Source organism: Streptomyces sp. NPDC004435, assembly GCF_042873895.1.
Lineage (GTDB): Bacteria > Actinomycetota > Actinomycetes > Streptomycetales > Streptomycetaceae > Streptomyces.
The window spans coordinates 183,554-199,475 of record NZ_JBIAMB010000014.1 but is presented as its reverse complement, the minus strand read 5'-3'; the positions used below and the strand labels follow the sequence as shown (position 1 = coordinate 199,475).

Genomic DNA, 15,922 nt, shown 5'->3' with positions numbered 1-15,922 from the left:
CGCGCCGGCCCCCCCCCCCCCGCCCCCCACACCCCCCCCCCCCCCCCCCCCCGGGGGGCGGGCCCCCCCGGGCCGGGTCAGGCCGGGAGGAGGTCCTGGAGGACCCGGCTCCGGCGGGGAGCGCTGAGCCGCAGCTCGATGATGTCCCGGACGGTGGGCCACTCCTCGTCGAGGATCGAGTAGAAGGCCGTGTCCCGGACGGCGCCGTCGAGACCGCGCGAGTGCGCCCGGCGGGTGCCCTCGCAGGTGGCTCCGAGGCGTTCGATGGCGACCCGCGAGCGGGTGTTGCGGGCGTCGGCGCGGAAGGTGATCCGGCGGACGCCCCAGCTCTCGAAGGCGTGGCGGAGCATGAGCAGCTTCGCCTCGGTGTTGACGCCGGTGCCCCGGGCGTCGCCCGCGATCCAGGTGTTGCCGATCTCGGCGGCGTCGGGGATCGCGGTGAGCGGATCCCCGTGGGGATGCCCGGGGGTCGGGGGCCACACCAGCGGCCCCCTCCAGTAGTCGAGTTCGAGGAAGCGTGTGGAGCCGATCACCCGGTCGTCGGCGGTACTGACCAGGGCGAAGGGCAGACAGCGCCCGGCGGCCTGTTCGGCCAGGGCGCGGGCGATGTAGTCGAGCGCGGATCCCAGGCCGTCGGGCACGGGAGTGAAGGCGTAGGCCGATCGGTCCGCCTCGCCGGCCCGCGCAAGGGCTTCGGCGTGCCGCATCGCCAGCGGCTCCAGGCGCACGGAGCGCCCGGTCAGGAGAACAGGTACTGGCACGGAACCTCGGGTCTTTCACGGGCAGGGGTCACTTCCGTCACGACGCTGTGCGCCGGAAGTGAAGGGGGGAATCTCGCCGGGTGCCGATTCACGTCGAGAGACGTCGGATGAGCAGGCAAAACGGTTCGTCACCAGGTGCGAGGAGGAACAGTATGCAGCCACAACAGCTCTGAGAACAGAACCTCGGGAGAACCTGGATCCACGCTCGGGTGAAGCCTGTCCGAGGGGTGCGGAAGACGGTCTCAGGGGGCGGACGGCGTCGCCCGCCCCTCGGACGGCGTCAGCGCTCAGACGCAGGTGGGATGCCCCCAGCCCTCCGCGTTCTTGGCGATGCTCTCCCCCTTGTCATAGGCACGCCCACACCGGCAGCGGCCCGGAAACTTGGCCTTCAGGGTGCCGCCGGACGGGCGACTCCGGCGGGCTCCGGAGGCCCCGGATCCGCCCGGCGCGGAGGAGCGGCCCCGGGGCGCCCGGGGCGCGGAGGAGCGCGCGGCGGCCGGCTCGGGGTCGGGCAGCGCCGAACCGGCGTCCGAGCCCAGCGGCTCCTGGGTACGGGCGCTGTGGCTGGCGGCCCGGTCGGCGGCGTCGTTGAGGGGGTCGCCGTCGGCCTGGTGCGCGGGGGTGTAGACGAAGTCGATGTCCCGGCCGGTGAGCAGGGCGTCGATCCGGACGACGAGGTCCTTGTTGGCGACCGGGGTTCCGGCGGCGGTCTTCCAGCCCTTGCGGCGCCAGCCGGGGAGCCAGGTGGTGACGGCCTTCATGGCGTACTGGGAGTCCATCCGGATCTCCGCGGGCACCGCTGGATCCAGCGTCTCCAGGAGCCTTTCCAGGGCAGTGAGTTCGGCCACGTTGTTGGTGGCACGGCCCAGCGGACCGGCCTCCCAGCGGTCGACGGTGCCGTCCGCCCGGCCGATGACCCAGGCCCAGGCGGCGGGGCCGGGATTTCCCTTGGACGCGCCGTCGCAGGCGGCGATGATCTTTTCGAGCATCCCTCGATCCTGACACGGGCGGGGGTGTGTCCGGGGCCGTCCGGGCGGGGTCGCGGGGCCGCGGGGCCGGGCGGCGGCGGGCTCCCCGCGCCACGGGGTGTCGGCGCTTCCCCGTAGACTCGCCGTCTGCCCGCCGGTGCGCGGCACCGACCCAGCTGACAGGAAGCGACGGACTCCATGAACCACGCGGACGGCACCGCACCGATCTACGCCCAGCTCATACGGGAGCGGGGGGACGTTCCCGGTGACGTGCGCCAGACCGCGGAGGACGTGCTGCGGGACCTGAGCCGGTACATCAAGCTTCCCGCGCCGACGCCGCAGCAGCAGCCGATGGGCGTCGGGGCTCCCGCGGGCATGCCGGGGATGCCGGGCGCGCAGGGAATGCCGGGTCCGCAGGGGATGCACGGTCAGCCGGGCATGCAGGGCCAGCCCGGGATGCAGGGCCAGCCGGGCATGGGACGGCCGGGGATGCCGGGGCAGCCGGGCATGGGTCAGCCTGGCATGCAGGGCCAGCCCGGAATGCAGGGCGGGCAGCCGGGCATGCAGGGCGGGCAGCCCGGGATGCAGGCGCAGGGTCTGCCGGGGGTTCCCGGTCAGCCGCTGCCGGGGCACCCGGGTCCGGCCGGTCCGGCCGCGCTGCCGGGTCCCTCGGGCATGCAGGGCGCGGGTCCGGTCCCCGGTCAGGGCCAGGGGCAGGGCGGCCCCGGCGGGCCGCACGCCGGAATCGTCGCGATGCGGTCGCTGCCGCAGGGCTGAGCAGGACCGGTGGGCAAGCGGTCGGTGGCCACCGCCGACCGACCGGGCCCACGCCATGACCGCGCGCTCGCGGCGCGGCCCGCCGGGTCAACCGATCGGTGGACCCCCTGGTCCACCGGTGGGGCCGTGGACCGTGGACGGGCGGGCGAGGGGCCGGGGCCCGGGGGTGCCGGAGGATCGGAGTACGGGAGGGGCCGTTCGCGCGGTGTCCTCCTCCTGTCCCGTACCGAGGAGCCCGAGATGACGATCCGCCCCCCGTCCCGTACCGCTCGCGTGCTGCTTCCCGCGGCCGTCGCCGTGGTCCTGCTGTCGGGTTGCGCCCAGGCCGGCGACGCCGCCTCCGACACGCCGACGGGTCCCACCCTCACCGCCACACCGACGGGTTCCCCCGTCACCGTCACTCCCCCGCCGTCCACCGGCCCCGTGCCGTCGGGGACGGTCTCCGCCGGTGCGGGGTCCGCGGCCGGGACGCTGCTCGTCAGCGACTTCGGGTCGGACACCGTGACGTTCGTGGACCCGGCGCGCGGGGCGACCGGCTCCGTGAGGGCGGGGACCGCGCCCTACGGGCTCGCGCTCGGGAAGGACGGGCGGGCGTGGGTCGCGACGGCCGAGGGCGTCGCCGTCGTGGACACCACCACCCGGGAGCGCCTGGCCCTCGTCCCATACCGGACGGACACCGGCCCCGTGACCACCGGCGAGTACCGGGGCGGCGGCATGGGCATCGCGCTGTCGCCCGACGGGAAGCGGGTGTACGTGGGGGTGAACGTGCCCGGTGGCAACGGCACCCTGGAGGTGATCGACACCGCGTCCCTGAAGGTCGTCGAGGTGGTGGACGTGGGCCGGCGGCCCTTCGACGTGGACGTGAGCCGGGACGGCTCCGCCGTGTACGCGACGAACCACGACTCCTTCGACGTGACCGTCGTCGACGCCGACTCGCTCGACGCCCGGCGCGTCGAGGTCGCGCCGTACGGCACCGAGGGCGGGCTGGGCTCCTGGCTGAAGCCGCACTACACCGCCGTCCGCCCGTCGGACGGAAAGCTGCTGCTGCCGTTCGAGGGCGAGCGGCTCGCCGTCGTCGACCCGGCGACGGGGCGGGTCGAGATCGAGTCCATGACCGCGAACACCCACCAGCACGGGGCCACCGTCACGCCCGACGGCACGCTCTTCGCCGTCGGCACCGGGCCGATCGACCCGAGCGAGGACCGCGGCCCGTCGCTGACCGTGCGCTCGCCCGAGGGCGTCGAGCGGGTGTACCCGCTCGACGGTCCGCACGAGGACGTGGCCGTGTCGAAGGACGGCGGGACCGCCTATGTGACCGGCGGTTTCACGCGGGACGGGTACTGGGACGGCCTGAGCGTCGTCGACCTCACCTCGGGCGAGGTGAAGCGCCTCGCGGCCGGCTCCAGGCCGCTCGGCGTCGTCGTCTTCTAGCAGCGGCCTCCGGTTCGCCAGGTGGGGTGATCACGAGCGTCGACGAGGCTCGTGATCGATTCACCTAAGAACGCTCCGCCGTCACCAGCCACGCCGTGCTCAGCAGCCGGACCGTGCCGTCGGCCGTCTCGTGGGCGCCGAGGTGGTCGGTGAGGGCGGCGCGGGCGCGGGCCCGCGCCGGCTCGTCGGCGCTGTCCATCAGGTGCCGGCCGGGGCCGGTGGCCAGCAGGAAGTCCGCCGCGTCGGTCGCGTCCCGGCCCCAGGTGCCGTACGCCCGGGTCTCCTCGATCGTGACGCCGGTGAACCCCGCGGCGGCGAGGACGGCGCGCACCCGGTCGGGGGCGGCGAGGGAGAACATGCCCGGGAGGCCGGGTCGTCCGAAGTCGCCGACGGGGAGGATGCCGCGCAGCGAGGTCATGGCCGTCACCCAGCCGTTGAGCTCGGGGTCGGACGGGCAGACGAGGGCGAGCCTTCCGCCGGGGCGCAGGGCCCTGCGGATGTTGCCGAAGGCGAGCTCGGGGTCGGCGAAGAACATGGCGCCGTACCGGCTGATCGCCGCGTCGAACGGGCCTTCGGCGCTCTGCTCGAAGGGGTGGGTCTGGGCGTCGCCGCGGGTGAAGGTGACGTTGTGGATGCCGTCCGCGACGGCGCGGGCGCGGGCCTCGGCGAGCATCGGGCCGGAGAGGTCGAGGCCGAGGGCGTGGCCGTGCGGGGCGCGGAGGGCGGCCAGCCGGGTGGTGTGGCCGGCGCCGCAGCCGATGTCGAGGGTGCGGTGGCCGTCGGCGATGCGCGCGGCGTCGAGCAGAGGGGTGTTGAAGCCGTCGTTGACGGCGTTCCAGCGGTCCTGGTGGCGGGCCCAGTGGGCGCCCTCGGGGCCGTTCCACGCCTGGTCCTGATCGGTGTTGACGATGGTGGTCACGATGTCCTCCATGGGGGGGCGGGCCCGGCGTCGGGGCGACGGCAGGAATGGGCGTGTGCCCATTCTCGGTCGGGCCACAGTATGGGCGCGTGCCCATTCAGGCAATCCCGTTTACGATCGGCCTGTCGGACGGGCTGGGGTACGAGGAGAGGACGGCAGGCTCATGTCACCGCGTGGAGTGGCGACGCCGGACGTGCGCGAGCGGCTGTTCGCGGCGGCCGAGCGGGTCGTGGAGAGGGACGGGCCGGGCGCGCTGACCAGCCGCTCAGTGACCACCGAGGCGGGCTGCGCCAAGGGGCTGCTGCACACCCACTTCGCGGGGTTCGACGAGTTCGTGGCCGAGCTGTGCCTCGACCGCTTCGCCCGTACGGCCGTGAAGGCGCGGTCGCTGGCCGGGCAGGCGGGCCGGGGCACGGTCGCGGGGAACCTCGACGCCGTCGTGCTCGCCCTCTTCGACTCCGGCGGCCCGGCCGTCTCGGGCATCGCCATGGCCCGTCCCGCCGCCGCGCTCCGGATCCGCGAGGCGCTGGAGGGCGGCGCGCCGGGCTTCGCGGCGATCGAGGAGGCCGTCGCCGGCTATCTGAAGGCCGAGCGGGGCCTCGGCCGCGTCCCGGACTCCGTCGACCCGGCCGTCGCGGCCCTCGCCCTGGTCGGCACCGGTCACCACCTCCTGATGACCACGTGGCCGGACTCCCCCGACCCCCGCCCGGCGCTGCGGCGACTGGTCACCGCGCTGGTCGGCCAGGACGTCCACGCCGTGGGGAGCTGACCGGCCGCCCCGGCCCGGGCGGCCGGAGCGGGCACGCGGTCAGAGGCCGACGATGAGCTGGATGCAGACGATCTTCACCAGGATGGCGAGGGCGAAGAGGGTGGCGTAGCCGGTGTTGACCCGGCTGTCGGAGACCCGGCTGTTCGCGTACGCGGTGATGGCGGGATTGCCGACGTACCCGGCGAGCAGGCCCATCGTGCGGGGGCGGCTCTGGCCGAGGAGGCGGCAGACCAGGACCATCAGGGCGTAGCTGAGGACCGCGCCGACGAGAAGGACGGCGAGGAGCTTCAGGCCGAAGAGGGAGAAGGCGTCGCGGCGGAAGGCGTAGCCGGAGGTCAGGCCGACGCAGGCGAGGAAGACGAGGAGGCCGATCTGACGCAGGGTCAGATTGGCCCGGGTCGGCAGGACCCAGACGAGGGGGCCGGTGCGGCGGAGCCGGCCGAGGACCATCGCCATGACGAGAGGGCCCGCGGCGGTACCGAGGGACAGGACTGTGGAGCCCAGGGTGAGCTTGGGGATGCCGATGAGGAAGCCCGCGGCGAGGCCGAGGCCCATGCTCACCGCGCTGACCTCGCTGACCTTGGCCTCCGTGTCGCCCAGATAGGCGGAGACCTCGGCGGTGCGCTCGCGGGGCATGGCCACGCGGATCCGGTCGTCGAGCTGGAGCAGCAGGTCGTCGTGGGCGAGGAGTTCCTGGTCGCCGCGGCGGACCCGGGTGGCGCGGGCGCCGAAGCGGTCGGCGAGGCCGAGTTCGGCGACCGTGCGGGCCGCGAGGTCGGGGTTGGTGAGCAGGATGCGGCGGTAGTCGACGACGTCGCGGTGGTAGAGCAGGTGCTCGGGCGCCTCGGTGCCGAGCGCGGCGACGCCGGCGGCGACCGCCTCGGGGCCTCCGACGAGGACGAGGGCGTCGCCCGGGGCGAGCGGGCCGGGGTCGCCGGTGACGATGTGCACGACGGATCCGGCCGGGCGGTGCGCGCTGGCGAGGAGTTCGCCGGAGGCGACGCCGGGGACGTCGGCCCAAATGGCGGGCCGGGTGAGATCGACCGTGCGGCTGACGAGCCGGTCGGGGAGGCCCGTGCCGGGGTCTCGGCGGCCGGGCCAGTTGCGCGCGCCCGCGACGGCCGCCACGAAAAGGATGGTGAGAACGACGGCGAGGGGGTAGCCGATCGCGTAACCGGTGGCGGCCTGCGTCGGGTCGCCCGAGGCGGCCTGGGCCGCCGCGAGACCAGGGGTGGTGGTGCCGATGCCCGCGTAACCGCCGGCGAGGAAGGGTCCGGAGATGCCGAACAGCCCGTGCCCGATGAGCCCGACGGCGAGGGCCGTGAGGACCAGCGCGACGACGGCGCCGAGCATCACGGCCAGCTGGGGCCGCAGCTCCCGGAAGAAGGCCGGCCCGGCCTCCAGGCCCACCGTGTAGACGTACAGCGCCAGGCCGAGGACCGGGAGACCGGCGGGGACGGCGGGCCCGACATCCGGGTCCAGGGCCCCGACCAGCAGTCCGACGAAGAGGACTCCGGCCGCTCCGAGCTTCACGGGACCGAAGCGGACCATGCCGAAGAGCGATCCCGCCGCAATGACGATAAAAAGGGTGAACCACGGATAGTCAGCGAAAAATTGCCACATGTGCCTATGCAGTCATAGGCGAAGGCACTTTGCACGCTCATAGGGAAGGCGGCAAGCGTGACGCGACCGAGGATCCTCGTGGTGGGCGCCGGCTTCGCCGGGGTGGGCTGTGTGAGGCGGCTCGAACGGCGGCTCACGGAGCGGGAGGCGCACATCACGCTGCTCTCGCCCTTCTCGTACCAGCTCTACCTGCCGCTGCTCCCGCAGGTGGCGGCCGGCGTCCTGACGCCGCAGTCCGTGGCGCTGTCACTGCGCCGCAGCCAGAAGCACCGGACGAGGATCGTGCCGGGCGGCGCGGTCGGCGTGGACACGGCGGCGAAGGCCGTGGTGGTACGGACGATCACCGGCGATTTCGACGTGGAGCCGTACGACCATCTGGTGCTCGCCCCCGGCAGCGTCACCCGGACCTTCGACATCCCCGGGCTGGCCGACCACGCCCGGGGGATGAAGACGCTGGCCGAGGCGGTCTACGTCCGGGACCACGTCATCGCCCAGCTGGACCTGGCGGACGCGAGCGACGACGACGCCGAGCGGGCCGCACGGCTCCAGTTCGTCGTGGTCGGCGGCGGCTACGCGGGCACCGAGACGGCGGCCTGCCTCCAGCTGCTCACCCACAACGCCGTCAAGCGGTACCCCCGGCTGGACCCGGCGCTCATCAAGTGGCATCTGGTGGACATCGCGCCGAAGCTGATGCCCGAACTCGGCGACAAGCTCGGCGCGGCCGCCATGGACATCCTCACCGGGCGGGGCATCCAGGTGTCGCTCGGGGTGTCGGTGGCGTCGGTGGACGACGAGGCGGTCACCCTGACGGACGGCCGGGTGCTGCCCTGCCGCACGCTGATCTGGACGGCCGGCGTGGCCGCGAGCCCGCTCGTGGCCACGGTCGGCACGGAGACCGTGCGCGGCCGGCTGGTGGCGACGCCGGAGATGCGGGTGCCCGGGGTCGAGGGGGTGTGGGCGCTCGGCGACGCGGCGGCGGTGCCGGACCTGGCGAAGGGCGAGGAGGGCGCGATCTGCCCGCCGACGGCGCAGCACGCGATGCGCCAGGGCAAGGCGCTCGCCGACAACCTGGTGGCGACGCTGCGCGGCGAGGAGCTGCGTCCGTACACCCACAAGGACCTGGGCCTGGTGGTGGACCTGGGCGGGATGGACGGGGTGTCGAAGCCGCTCGGCGTCGAGCTGCACGGGCCCGCCGCGCAGGCGGTGGCGCGCGGCTACCACTGGGCGGCGCTGCGGACCAACGTGGCCAAGACCCGGGTCATGACGAACTGGCTGCTGAACGCGGTGGCGGGCGACGACTACGTACGGACCGGGTTCCTCGCCTCGAAGGCGGGGACGCTGCGGGACTTCGAGTACACCGACGCCTATCTGACGCCGGACCAGGTACGGCTGCACACCGGGCCGTTCCGGGGAGCGGTCGGCTGATCCCGCTCCCCGGCCCGGTCCGGGAGCCGGACGGCCGGCCCCGCTCCTCCGGGCCGCGCCGCCGGCAGGTCCTGGACTCCCCCGCTCAGCGGGAGAGTTCGCGGGCCGGTCCCATGACGACGACGGGTTCGGCCGCCGGGTCGAGGGTGACCAGAAGGGTGCGCAGGTCGTCGCGGCCGAGGGCGATGCACGCCTGGGTCGGGCCGCCGTGGTCGACGTGGATCCAGACGCCGCCGCCCTTGCCCGCTCCGAGCGGGCGCTCCTTGTCGAGCGGGGTGCGGCCGGGGACCCGGTTGTAGTCGATCGCGATGACGTGGTCGAAGGAGCCTTCGAGGGATTCGCCGAGGAAGCCGGTGCCGCTGATGGCGAACTGGGGGTCCTCGTCGTACGGGAGGCGGGCGCCGGGGTCGGGCAGGCGTCCGCCCGCGTCCCCGATGCGGAAGACGCCGATGGGGGTGCGCAGGTCGCCGGCCGAGTGGTCGCCGGTCCAGCCCTTGAGGGCGTTGTGCGCGGGCCAGGGCCCGGCGGCCTCGAACCACCGGCCGCCGGGGGCGCGCTGGTGGAGGGTGACGACGGCGGTGTTGCTGTTCTCGGTGGCGCCGGTGACGACGAGGGCCTGGGTGGTGCCGTCGGGGACGCGGGCCTGGGTGAGGGGGCCGAGGCCGGGGATCCGCGGGGGTGCCGCGGGGCGGGCGTCGGTGGCCGCGGCGTCGCCGGCCGGGGAGCGCCCGTCGGAGGGCTTCGCCGCGGCGGACGCGGGCGGTGCGGCGGGGGCGGACGACGGGGCGGGGGCGGGCGGCTCGGGGTGCGCGCAGCCGGTGAGCAGCAGGGCCGCGCACAGGGTGCCGGCACCGAGGAACGCGGGAGCGCCCTTGCGGACGAAGGCGGGCATGGTGAGGCATCCTCCTGGCCGGGGGCAGTGGAGCGATCCGTACCCGTTCGGCGGGCGGCGCTGCGCGCCGGGGCCGCGGCCCACCCGTACGGAGGAGCGGGTGGCGGCGGGAATGCGGTTGACCGGCGGACGCGGGCGGGGTTGGGTGCCGGGATGAGCGATCTCGAGGGGTGCGGGGAGCTGCGGGTGGTCCCGGCGGCGGGCGAGCGGGAGCTGGCCGACTGGCGTGCGGTGCACAACGCGGTCGTCCCGACGGCGGTGCTGTCGGAGGCACAGGTGCGGGAGCGGGCCGGGCGCAACCGGCTGGAGGTGGCGTATCTGGGCGGGGCGGCGGTGGGCTGTTCCACCGTGCGGCCGCCGGACGGGGAGACGCCGGCGGCGACCGTGATCGCGCGGATCCTGCCGGAGCACCGGCGGCGGGGCTTCGGGACGGTGTTGTACGAGCGGGGGCTCGGGCACGCCAGGACGCTGAGCGGCGCGGGGGTGGAGACGGTGGTCCTGGCGTCGAACGAGGAGGGGCTGCGGTTCGCGCTGGCGCGGGGGTTCACGGAGGTGGAGCGGTATGTGCTGCCGGGTGACACCATCCCGTTCGTGACCCTGCGGCTCGTCTGATCCTCCCGGCCGGAGACAGAATCTGACTGTACGTCAGATCCTGGTGTCGCGGGTCTGGGAACCTCGCCCGCCCGGCGCTACCCTCCGCGCATGATACGGACGGTGGTGTGGGGAACCGGAAATGTCGGGCGGGCGGCCATCCGGGCCGTGGACGCCCATCCCGGGCTCGAACTCTCGGCGGTGCTGGTCGCCGACCCGGCCAAGGTGGGCCGGGACGCGGGGGCACTCGCGGGGCTCGGGCACGACCTCGGTGTGGCCGCGACCGACGACGTCGGCGCGGTCCTCGGCGAGCGGCCGGGGGCCGTGGTGTACGCGGCCTCCGGCGACGTGCGGCCGGACGGGGCGCTGGAGGACGTGGTGCGCGCGGTCGCGGCGGGGGCGGTGGTGGTGACACCCTCGCTGTACCCGCTGTACGACCCGCGCAACGCGCCTGCGGAGTTCCGCGATCCGGTGCTGGCGGCGGTCGCCGAGGGCGGCGGGTCGCTCTTCGCCTCGGGGGTGGACCCCGGGTGGGGCAACGACGTGCTGCCGCTGCTGGTCAGCGGACTCGGCACGACCGTGGACGCGGTCCGCTGCCAGGAGATCTTCGACTACTCGACGTACGAGCAGGAGTTCTCCGTGCGCGAGCTGATCGGGATGGGCAAGCCGCTCGACTACGAGCCGCCGATGCTCTTCCCCACGGTCCCGACGATGGTGTGGGGCGGGCAGATCCGGCTGATGGCGCGGGCGCTGGGCGCCGAGGTGGACGAGATCCGCGAGACGGTGGACCGGCGCCCGCTCGAAGCGACCGTGAAGACCCGGACGATGGGCGTCTTCGAGCAGGGCACACAGGGCGCGGTCCGCTTCGAGGTGCAGGGGATCGTCGGCGGTGAGCCGCGGATCGTGATCGAGCACGTGACCCGGATCCATCCGTCCTGCGCGCCGGACTGGCCGGTGCCGCCGGACGGCGCCGGGGCGCACCGGGTGATCGTCGAGGGCCGGCCGCGCATCGAGGTGACCGTGGCCGCCACGGACGAGGACGAGAACCGGGCCGCCGGCGGGAACGCCACGGCGGTCGGGCGCCTGGTGGGGGCGATCGACTGGCTGGCCGCGGCGGAGCCGGGGCTCTACGACGCGCTGGACGTGCCGATACGCCCGGCGGTGGGGAAGCTGGGAAGGAGCGCACGATGATCATCGACATTCCCGAGGGCCAGGAGCCGATCGGGTACGTGTGGGGCGACATGGTCCCGGGGATCGGGATGGCGGCGGCGAACTTCTCGCTGTCGGTGTACGCCCACACGACCCTGGGACTGCGCGAGTTCGAGGCGGCGCGGCTGCGGATCGCGCAGATCAACGGCTGCCACTTCTGCCTGGACTGGCGGACGGACCGGGACGGCGAGAAGGTCGAGGAGGGCTTCGACGCGGTGGTCGCGGCCTGGCGGACGACGGAGGTCTCCGACTCCTTCGACGTGCGGACCCGGCTGGCCGCGGAGTACGCGGAGCGGTACGCGCTCGACCACCACGGTCTGGACGAGGAGTTCTGGGCCCGGATGACCGCGCACTACAGCCAGACGGAGATCGTGGAGCTGACGATGAGCCTCGGCTCGTGGCTGGCCTTCGGCCGGCTGAACCGGGTCCTGGGCCTCGACGAGGTGTGCGTACTGCCGACGGGCTGACGGCCCGGCGGGCGGTCGATGCCGGGAAGGGCCGGCCGGTTCTCGGACCGGCCGGCCCTGGCACGCCCGGGGTCACGCTCAGAAGTCCTCGGCGATGATGCGCTCGATGTTGCGCTCGGCGAGGGCGGTGATGGTGACGAAGGGGTTGACGCTGGCGTTGCCGGGGATGAGGGAGCCGTCGATGACGTAGAGGCCCTGGTAGCCGTGGAGGCGGCCGTGGTTGTCGGTGGCCCGGTCGAGGACGGCGCCGCCCAGCGGGTGGTAGGTGAGGTGGTCGCCCCAGATCTTGTAGGCACCGAAGAGGTCGGTGCGGTAGATCGTCCCCTCCTTGGAGTTGATCTTGTCGAAGATGGACTTCGCCATGTCGATGGAGGTCTGCTTCCAGGAGCGGTTCCAGCTGAGGTCGACCTTGCCGGTGGCCGGGTTCCAGGTGAACTCGGCGCGGTGCGGCGTGCGGGTGATGGAGAGGTAGAAGGAGGCGTAGGTCTCGATGCCGGTGGGCAGCGGGGCGACCTCGGCGAAGGCCCCTCCGGCGTCCCAGTTGTCGATGCCCGCGGTGGGCATGGCGGACTGGAGCTTCCCGGTGGCGTCCCACATGTGGTTGGCCCGGCCGCACATGACGTTGCCGTTGTCGCCCCAGCCCTTGCCGATGTGCTCGTTGAGGGCGGGCAGGGCTCCGGTGGCCTTGAGGCGGGTGAGGAGCTTGCTGGTGCCGACGCTGCCCGCGGCGAAGAAGACGCGGTCGGCGCGGACCGTCTTGGTGGCGAGGGTGGCGCCGGTGGTGTCGATCTGCTCGATGGCGACGGTGTAGCCGCCGGCGGCGGCCGGGGTGACCGAGGTGACCCGGTGGAGGGCGGAGACGGTGACCCGGCCGGTGGCCGCGGCCTGGGCGAGGTAGGTCTTCTGGAGGCTCTTCTTGCCGTGGTTGTTGCCGTAGATGACCTCGCCGGCCAGGGCCGACTTCGGTACGGATCCGGCGGCCTCCTGCTTCATGTAGTCCCAGTCGTAGACGTTGGGCACGAAGAGGAAGGGGAAGCCGGAGCGCTGGGCGTGCTTGCGGCCCACGCGCGCGTACTGGTAGGCGGGCGTGCTCTCCCACCAGGACACGTCCACGTCGGTGACGCCCAGGCCCGCGTTGGCGCGCGGGTAGTAGGTGGCGTACATCTCGGCCGGGTCGACGGTGGGGAGGATCGCCGGGAAGCGCTCGCGGAGGGGGGTGACGGCCATGCCGCCGTTGACGAGCGAACCGCCGCCGATGCCGCGGCCCTGGTAGACGGTGATGCCGGCGAACTCCTCGGCGTCGAGGATGCCGGTGTGGCGGGGCACGTCCTTGTCGAGGGGGAAGCCGAGGAACTGGCTCAGCGGCTGCTTGGTGCGGGTGCGCAGCCAGAAGGAGCGGTAGTCGGGTTTGGTGGTGTTGGCGAAGACCTTGCCGTCGGGGCCGGTGGTGTCCCAGGCCATGCCCATCTCGATCATGTGGACGTCGACGCCGGCGCGGGCGAGGCGGAGGGCGGCGACGGAGCCGCCGTAGCCGGTGCCGACGACGAGGGCGCGGACGTGGGAACCGTCGGGGATGGGACAGACGTCGAGGCCCGGGACCGCGGCGCGGGCCGGGGTGGTGAGGCCGCCGGCGAGGGCGGCGGCGCCGAGAACAGAACCTGTTCCGGTCAGGAAGCGGCGGCGGCTGACTCCGTGAATTCCCTGGGCGGACAGGGGGTGTTCACTCATGTGATCTTCCTCACTCGTGAGCGAATGGGAACACGTTCTACGACCGCGCGCCGAGGAAGTCACGAGAAACCGACGGGTAACTTCAGGCCGAAGAGGCCCTCTTGATCGCCCCGGCGACATAGGCGGCGTGCGCCCGCGCCGCGGGCAGCTCGTCCGCCCAGGAGCCGTACTCCCCCGCCAGGTACTGCTCCCGGGCCGCCGCGAGCACGGGCCGGTGCTCAACGGGAAGCTCCGGGAGAAGGACCGCGGCGGCCTCGTCCTTCGAACGGATCCGGCCACCGCGCAGGGTGGTGAGGATGCGGGCCAGGGTGAGCAGCACATTGCGGGTGTCGCCGTCGAGGTCGGCGAGGAGTTCGGGTACGCCCGCGACGATCGCGGCCCTCAGGTCGGCCTCCGGGACCGGGCCGAAGAGCTCCGCGGGGCGCGGCCCGTACAGCGCGGTGTCGCCGGCGCGGGCCATGACGATGAGCGGGGCCAGGTCGGGGCAGGGCGCGGGGGCGGGGGTCAGGCCGGCCTCGAAGTCGTCGCGCAGCCACTCGCCGTAGAGGTACTCGCACACCGGCGGGTACCGCCAGGGGCGGACGTCGGCGTGGACGACCAGGCTCAGCTCGACGGGTCGCGCGGGACCCTCGTACGCCCGTTCGCCGGAGACGGCGAGGAGCGCGTCGGTGAGGGCGCGGCGCTCGGCCTCGGTGGTGCGGCGGTCCAGGACGGCGAGGATGTCGACGTCGCTGGTGGGGCGCAGCCCGCCGAGGACGGCGGAGCCGTGGACGCAGGCGGCCAGGACGGCCCGGTCACCCAGGACCTCGCGGACGAGGCGGACGACGTGGCGGGCCTGCTCGGTGGCGTGGGCGGGGTCGGCGGGGTCGCTGGGGTCGGCGGAGTCGGGCACACGGGCTCCTGGGCGGTGGCGGACGGGGGTCCGTCACCGTACCCGGAGGGGTCGCGGGTCTGCCGGGTCGTTTCGGGCTCGTCGGGAGCGCCGGGGCGCCCGGCTCGGCGGGTGGGTCGGGGCGCCCGGCTCGGCCGGTGCGCAGGGGCGCCCGGCTCGATATGAGCGCCGGGCCGTCCGGCTCGGCCGGTGCGCCGGGCCGTCCGGCTCCGCCGGTGCGCAGGGTTGTTTCCGGCTCGCGGGCGGAGGAGGGGGAAGTCGACGCCCGCGAGCCGGTGGTCAGGGGCCGTCAGGCGCGGGCCGGGACGGGCGCGGCCTCGAGGGAGGTGCCGGTGGCGAGGGTGGGCTCGGCGCGGACCGGGCCTTCGAGGAGGCGGCGCAGGAGGGCGGTGCGGCGGGCCGGGTCGTCGCCGTCGGTGTCGGCGAGCAGGGCGGCGAGGACGGCGATGCGGGCCTGGCCGGCCCGGAGGGTGCCGGTGAGCAGGCCGCCCGCGGCGACCAGGTCGACGGCGCCGCCGCCGGTGTAGATCTCGGCGAGCGGGCCGGCCGGGACGCGGGTGGTGACGGCGACGAGGACGCACTGGGCGGTGGCCTCGGCGACGGCCTCCGCGATCTCCGGGGTGGCGTTGCCCGCGCCGGTGGCGACGAGGACGATGCCGCGGGCCCCGGCGGCCAGGGCGGCGTCGAAGTGCAGCCGGTCGCCGTCGGTGTGGTGGAAGACGACGTCCACCCGGGGCAGTCCGGCGCGACCGGTGGTGTCCGGGTCGGCGGTGCGGGCGGCGGCCGGCAGCGGGAGGACGGCCGGGCGGTCGGGCAGGCGGTCGACGTCGACGCGGGAGAAGCCCACGCGGCCGAGCCGGTCGGCCGAGGGGTCGGCGAAGGCGTCGGCGGCGAGAGTCCGGGTCTTCACCGTGCCGCGGGCGGCGTGGACGCGCCCGTCGAAGACGACGAGGACGCCGAGGTCGCGGACGGTGGCGGCGACCTGGAGGGCGTCGTACAGGTTGCCGGGGCCGTCGCCGTCGCCGGTGCCGAAGGGGCGCTGGGCGCCGGTGAGGACGACCGGGCGGGGGTCCGCGTGGTGGAGGTCCAGGAGGAAGGCGGTCTCCTCCAGGGTGTCGGTGCCGTGCGTGACGACGACGCCGTCGACGCCGGGGTCCGCCAGGGTCTCGTGGACCGTACGGAGCAGTGCGAGCTGGTGGGCCGCGGTGAGCAGCGAGCTGTTGACGTTGAAGAGGTCGCGGACCTCGACGGTCACGCCCTCGGGGAGCGGCGCGGTGGCGAGGACGTCGTCGCCGGAGGCGTCGGCCGCGTAGCCGGTGCCCTGCCAGCGGCTGGCGATCGTGCCGCCGGTGCTGATGACGACGATCCGGCGCGGGGTTCCGTCGTTCGTCCGCTGCATGGCCGTCGCCTCCCTGGCTTCCACGGGCCCGGCATTTCCGTGACCCAGCCCGCAACCGTAGGCCAAAAGAG

General features: G+C 74.3%; 15 protein-coding genes. 7 read left to right on the top strand and 8 right to left on the bottom strand.

Annotated elements, in window-relative coordinates:
• Positions 1-77: 77 nt before the first annotated feature.
• Both ACFYT9_RS25295 and ACFYT9_RS25290 read right to left on the bottom strand, forming a co-directional pair.
• Complete coding sequence (locus ACFYT9_RS25295) at positions 78-761, bottom strand: GNAT family N-acetyltransferase (RefSeq protein WP_389167501.1); 684 nt, start codon at positions 759-761, stop codon at positions 78-80.
• 287 nt (positions 762-1,048) lie between these two features.
• The gene (locus tag ACFYT9_RS25290; protein ID WP_389167498.1) at positions 1,049-1,750 is read right to left on the bottom strand and encodes a ribonuclease H; all 702 of its coding nucleotides are present in this window, start codon (positions 1,748-1,750) and stop codon (positions 1,049-1,051) included.
• A 177-nt stretch (positions 1,751-1,927) separates the two neighbouring features.
• On the opposite strand from ACFYT9_RS25290, the gene ACFYT9_RS25285 reads away from it, so the two are divergent.
• On the top strand, positions 1,928-2,506 hold the full coding sequence (locus ACFYT9_RS25285; RefSeq protein WP_389167495.1) for a hypothetical protein: 579 nt from the start codon (positions 1,928-1,930) through the stop codon (positions 2,504-2,506).
• Positions 2,507-2,746: 240 nt separating this feature from the next.
• Positions 2,747-3,937, top strand: coding sequence for a hypothetical protein (locus ACFYT9_RS25280; protein ID WP_389167492.1), 1,191 nt, complete (start codon positions 2,747-2,749; stop codon positions 3,935-3,937).
• Between the two features lie 64 nt (positions 3,938-4,001).
• Here the strand turns inward: ACFYT9_RS25280 and ACFYT9_RS25275 are convergent, their stop codons facing one another.
• A complete protein-coding gene (locus tag ACFYT9_RS25275; RefSeq protein WP_389167489.1) occupies positions 4,002-4,856 on the bottom strand; it encodes a class I SAM-dependent methyltransferase in 855 nt (284 codons plus the stop codon).
• A 163-nt stretch (positions 4,857-5,019) separates the two neighbouring features.
• Between ACFYT9_RS25275 and ACFYT9_RS25270 the strand changes: the two genes are divergently transcribed.
• Complete coding sequence (locus tag ACFYT9_RS25270; protein ID WP_389167486.1) at positions 5,020-5,625, top strand: TetR/AcrR family transcriptional regulator; 606 nt, start codon at positions 5,020-5,022, stop codon at positions 5,623-5,625.
• Between the two features lie 39 nt (positions 5,626-5,664).
• Here ACFYT9_RS25270 and ACFYT9_RS25265 read toward each other — a convergent pair whose 3' ends face one another.
• Positions 5,665-7,248 (bottom strand): aspartate:alanine exchanger family transporter, encoded by a 1,584-nt coding sequence (locus ACFYT9_RS25265; RefSeq protein ID WP_389167483.1) that lies wholly within the window; start codon positions 7,246-7,248, stop codon positions 5,665-5,667.
• 57 nt (positions 7,249-7,305) lie between these two features.
• On the opposite strand from ACFYT9_RS25265, the gene ACFYT9_RS25260 reads away from it, so the two are divergent.
• Positions 7,306-8,673, top strand: a complete 1,368-nt coding sequence (locus tag ACFYT9_RS25260; RefSeq protein WP_376601445.1) for an NAD(P)/FAD-dependent oxidoreductase — start codon at positions 7,306-7,308, stop codon at positions 8,671-8,673.
• Between the two features lie 85 nt (positions 8,674-8,758).
• On the opposite strand, the gene ACFYT9_RS25255 is transcribed toward ACFYT9_RS25260, so the two are convergent.
• Positions 8,759-9,565 (bottom strand): L,D-transpeptidase family protein, encoded by an 807-nt coding sequence (locus tag ACFYT9_RS25255; RefSeq protein ID WP_389167480.1) that lies wholly within the window; start codon positions 9,563-9,565, stop codon positions 8,759-8,761.
• Between the two features lie 153 nt (positions 9,566-9,718).
• Here ACFYT9_RS25255 and ACFYT9_RS25250 point away from each other — a divergent pair, with 153 nt between their 5' ends.
• From ACFYT9_RS25250 to ACFYT9_RS25240, 3 genes are all read left to right on the top strand, one after another.
• On the top strand, positions 9,719-10,177 hold the full coding sequence (locus ACFYT9_RS25250; protein WP_389167477.1) for a GNAT family N-acetyltransferase: 459 nt from the start codon (positions 9,719-9,721) through the stop codon (positions 10,175-10,177).
• Positions 10,178-10,267: 90 nt separating this feature from the next.
• Positions 10,268-11,347: a dihydrodipicolinate reductase gene (locus ACFYT9_RS25245; RefSeq protein WP_376601440.1), complete on the top strand. Its 1,080-nt coding sequence runs from the start codon at positions 10,268-10,270 to the stop codon at positions 11,345-11,347.
• Positions 11,344-11,832, top strand: coding sequence for a carboxymuconolactone decarboxylase family protein (locus ACFYT9_RS25240; RefSeq protein ID WP_387277298.1), 489 nt, complete (start codon positions 11,344-11,346; stop codon positions 11,830-11,832). Before ACFYT9_RS25245 ends, ACFYT9_RS25240 begins: the two co-directional genes overlap by 4 nt.
• Before the next feature lie 78 nt (positions 11,833-11,910).
• On the opposite strand, the gene ACFYT9_RS25235 is transcribed toward ACFYT9_RS25240, so the two are convergent.
• The 3 genes from ACFYT9_RS25235 to ACFYT9_RS25225 all read right to left on the bottom strand — a co-directional run bounded on the left by ACFYT9_RS25235 (position 11,911) and on the right by ACFYT9_RS25225 (position 15,851).
• Complete coding sequence (locus ACFYT9_RS25235) at positions 11,911-13,560, bottom strand: GMC oxidoreductase (protein ID WP_389167475.1); 1,650 nt, start codon at positions 13,558-13,560, stop codon at positions 11,911-11,913.
• An 82-nt stretch (positions 13,561-13,642) separates the two neighbouring features.
• Positions 13,643-14,452, bottom strand: a complete 810-nt coding sequence (locus tag ACFYT9_RS25230; protein WP_389167473.1) for an aminoglycoside adenylyltransferase family protein — start codon at positions 14,450-14,452, stop codon at positions 13,643-13,645.
• A 289-nt stretch (positions 14,453-14,741) separates the two neighbouring features.
• Positions 14,742-15,851 (bottom strand): asparaginase, encoded by a 1,110-nt coding sequence (locus ACFYT9_RS25225; protein WP_389167470.1) that lies wholly within the window; start codon positions 15,849-15,851, stop codon positions 14,742-14,744.
• Positions 15,852-15,922 lie beyond the last annotated feature (71 nt).

Coding starts and splice junctions, on each gene's coding strand:
- ACFYT9_RS25250 (WP_389167477.1), top strand. CDS start 9,719: ATGAGCGATCTCGAGGGGTGCGGGGAGCTGCGGGTGGTCCCGGCGGCG.
- ACFYT9_RS25265 (WP_389167483.1), bottom strand. CDS start 7,248: ATGTGGCAATTTTTCGCTGACTATCCGTGGTTCACCCTTTTTATCGTC.
- ACFYT9_RS25280 (WP_389167492.1), top strand. CDS start 2,747: ATGACGATCCGCCCCCCGTCCCGTACCGCTCGCGTGCTGCTTCCCGCG.
- ACFYT9_RS25270 (WP_389167486.1), top strand. CDS start 5,020: ATGTCACCGCGTGGAGTGGCGACGCCGGACGTGCGCGAGCGGCTGTTC.
- ACFYT9_RS25255 (WP_389167480.1), bottom strand. CDS start 9,565: ATGCCCGCCTTCGTCCGCAAGGGCGCTCCCGCGTTCCTCGGTGCCGGC.
- ACFYT9_RS25290 (WP_389167498.1), bottom strand. CDS start 1,750: ATGCTCGAAAAGATCATCGCCGCCTGCGACGGCGCGTCCAAGGGAAAT.
- ACFYT9_RS25285 (WP_389167495.1), top strand. CDS start 1,928: ATGAACCACGCGGACGGCACCGCACCGATCTACGCCCAGCTCATACGG.
- ACFYT9_RS25225 (WP_389167470.1), bottom strand. CDS start 15,851: ATGCAGCGGACGAACGACGGAACCCCGCGCCGGATCGTCGTCATCAGC.
- ACFYT9_RS25235 (WP_389167475.1), bottom strand. CDS start 13,560: ATGAGTGAACACCCCCTGTCCGCCCAGGGAATTCACGGAGTCAGCCGC.
- ACFYT9_RS25245 (WP_376601440.1), top strand. CDS start 10,268: ATGATACGGACGGTGGTGTGGGGAACCGGAAATGTCGGGCGGGCGGCC.
- ACFYT9_RS25240 (WP_387277298.1), top strand. CDS start 11,344: ATGATCATCGACATTCCCGAGGGCCAGGAGCCGATCGGGTACGTGTGG.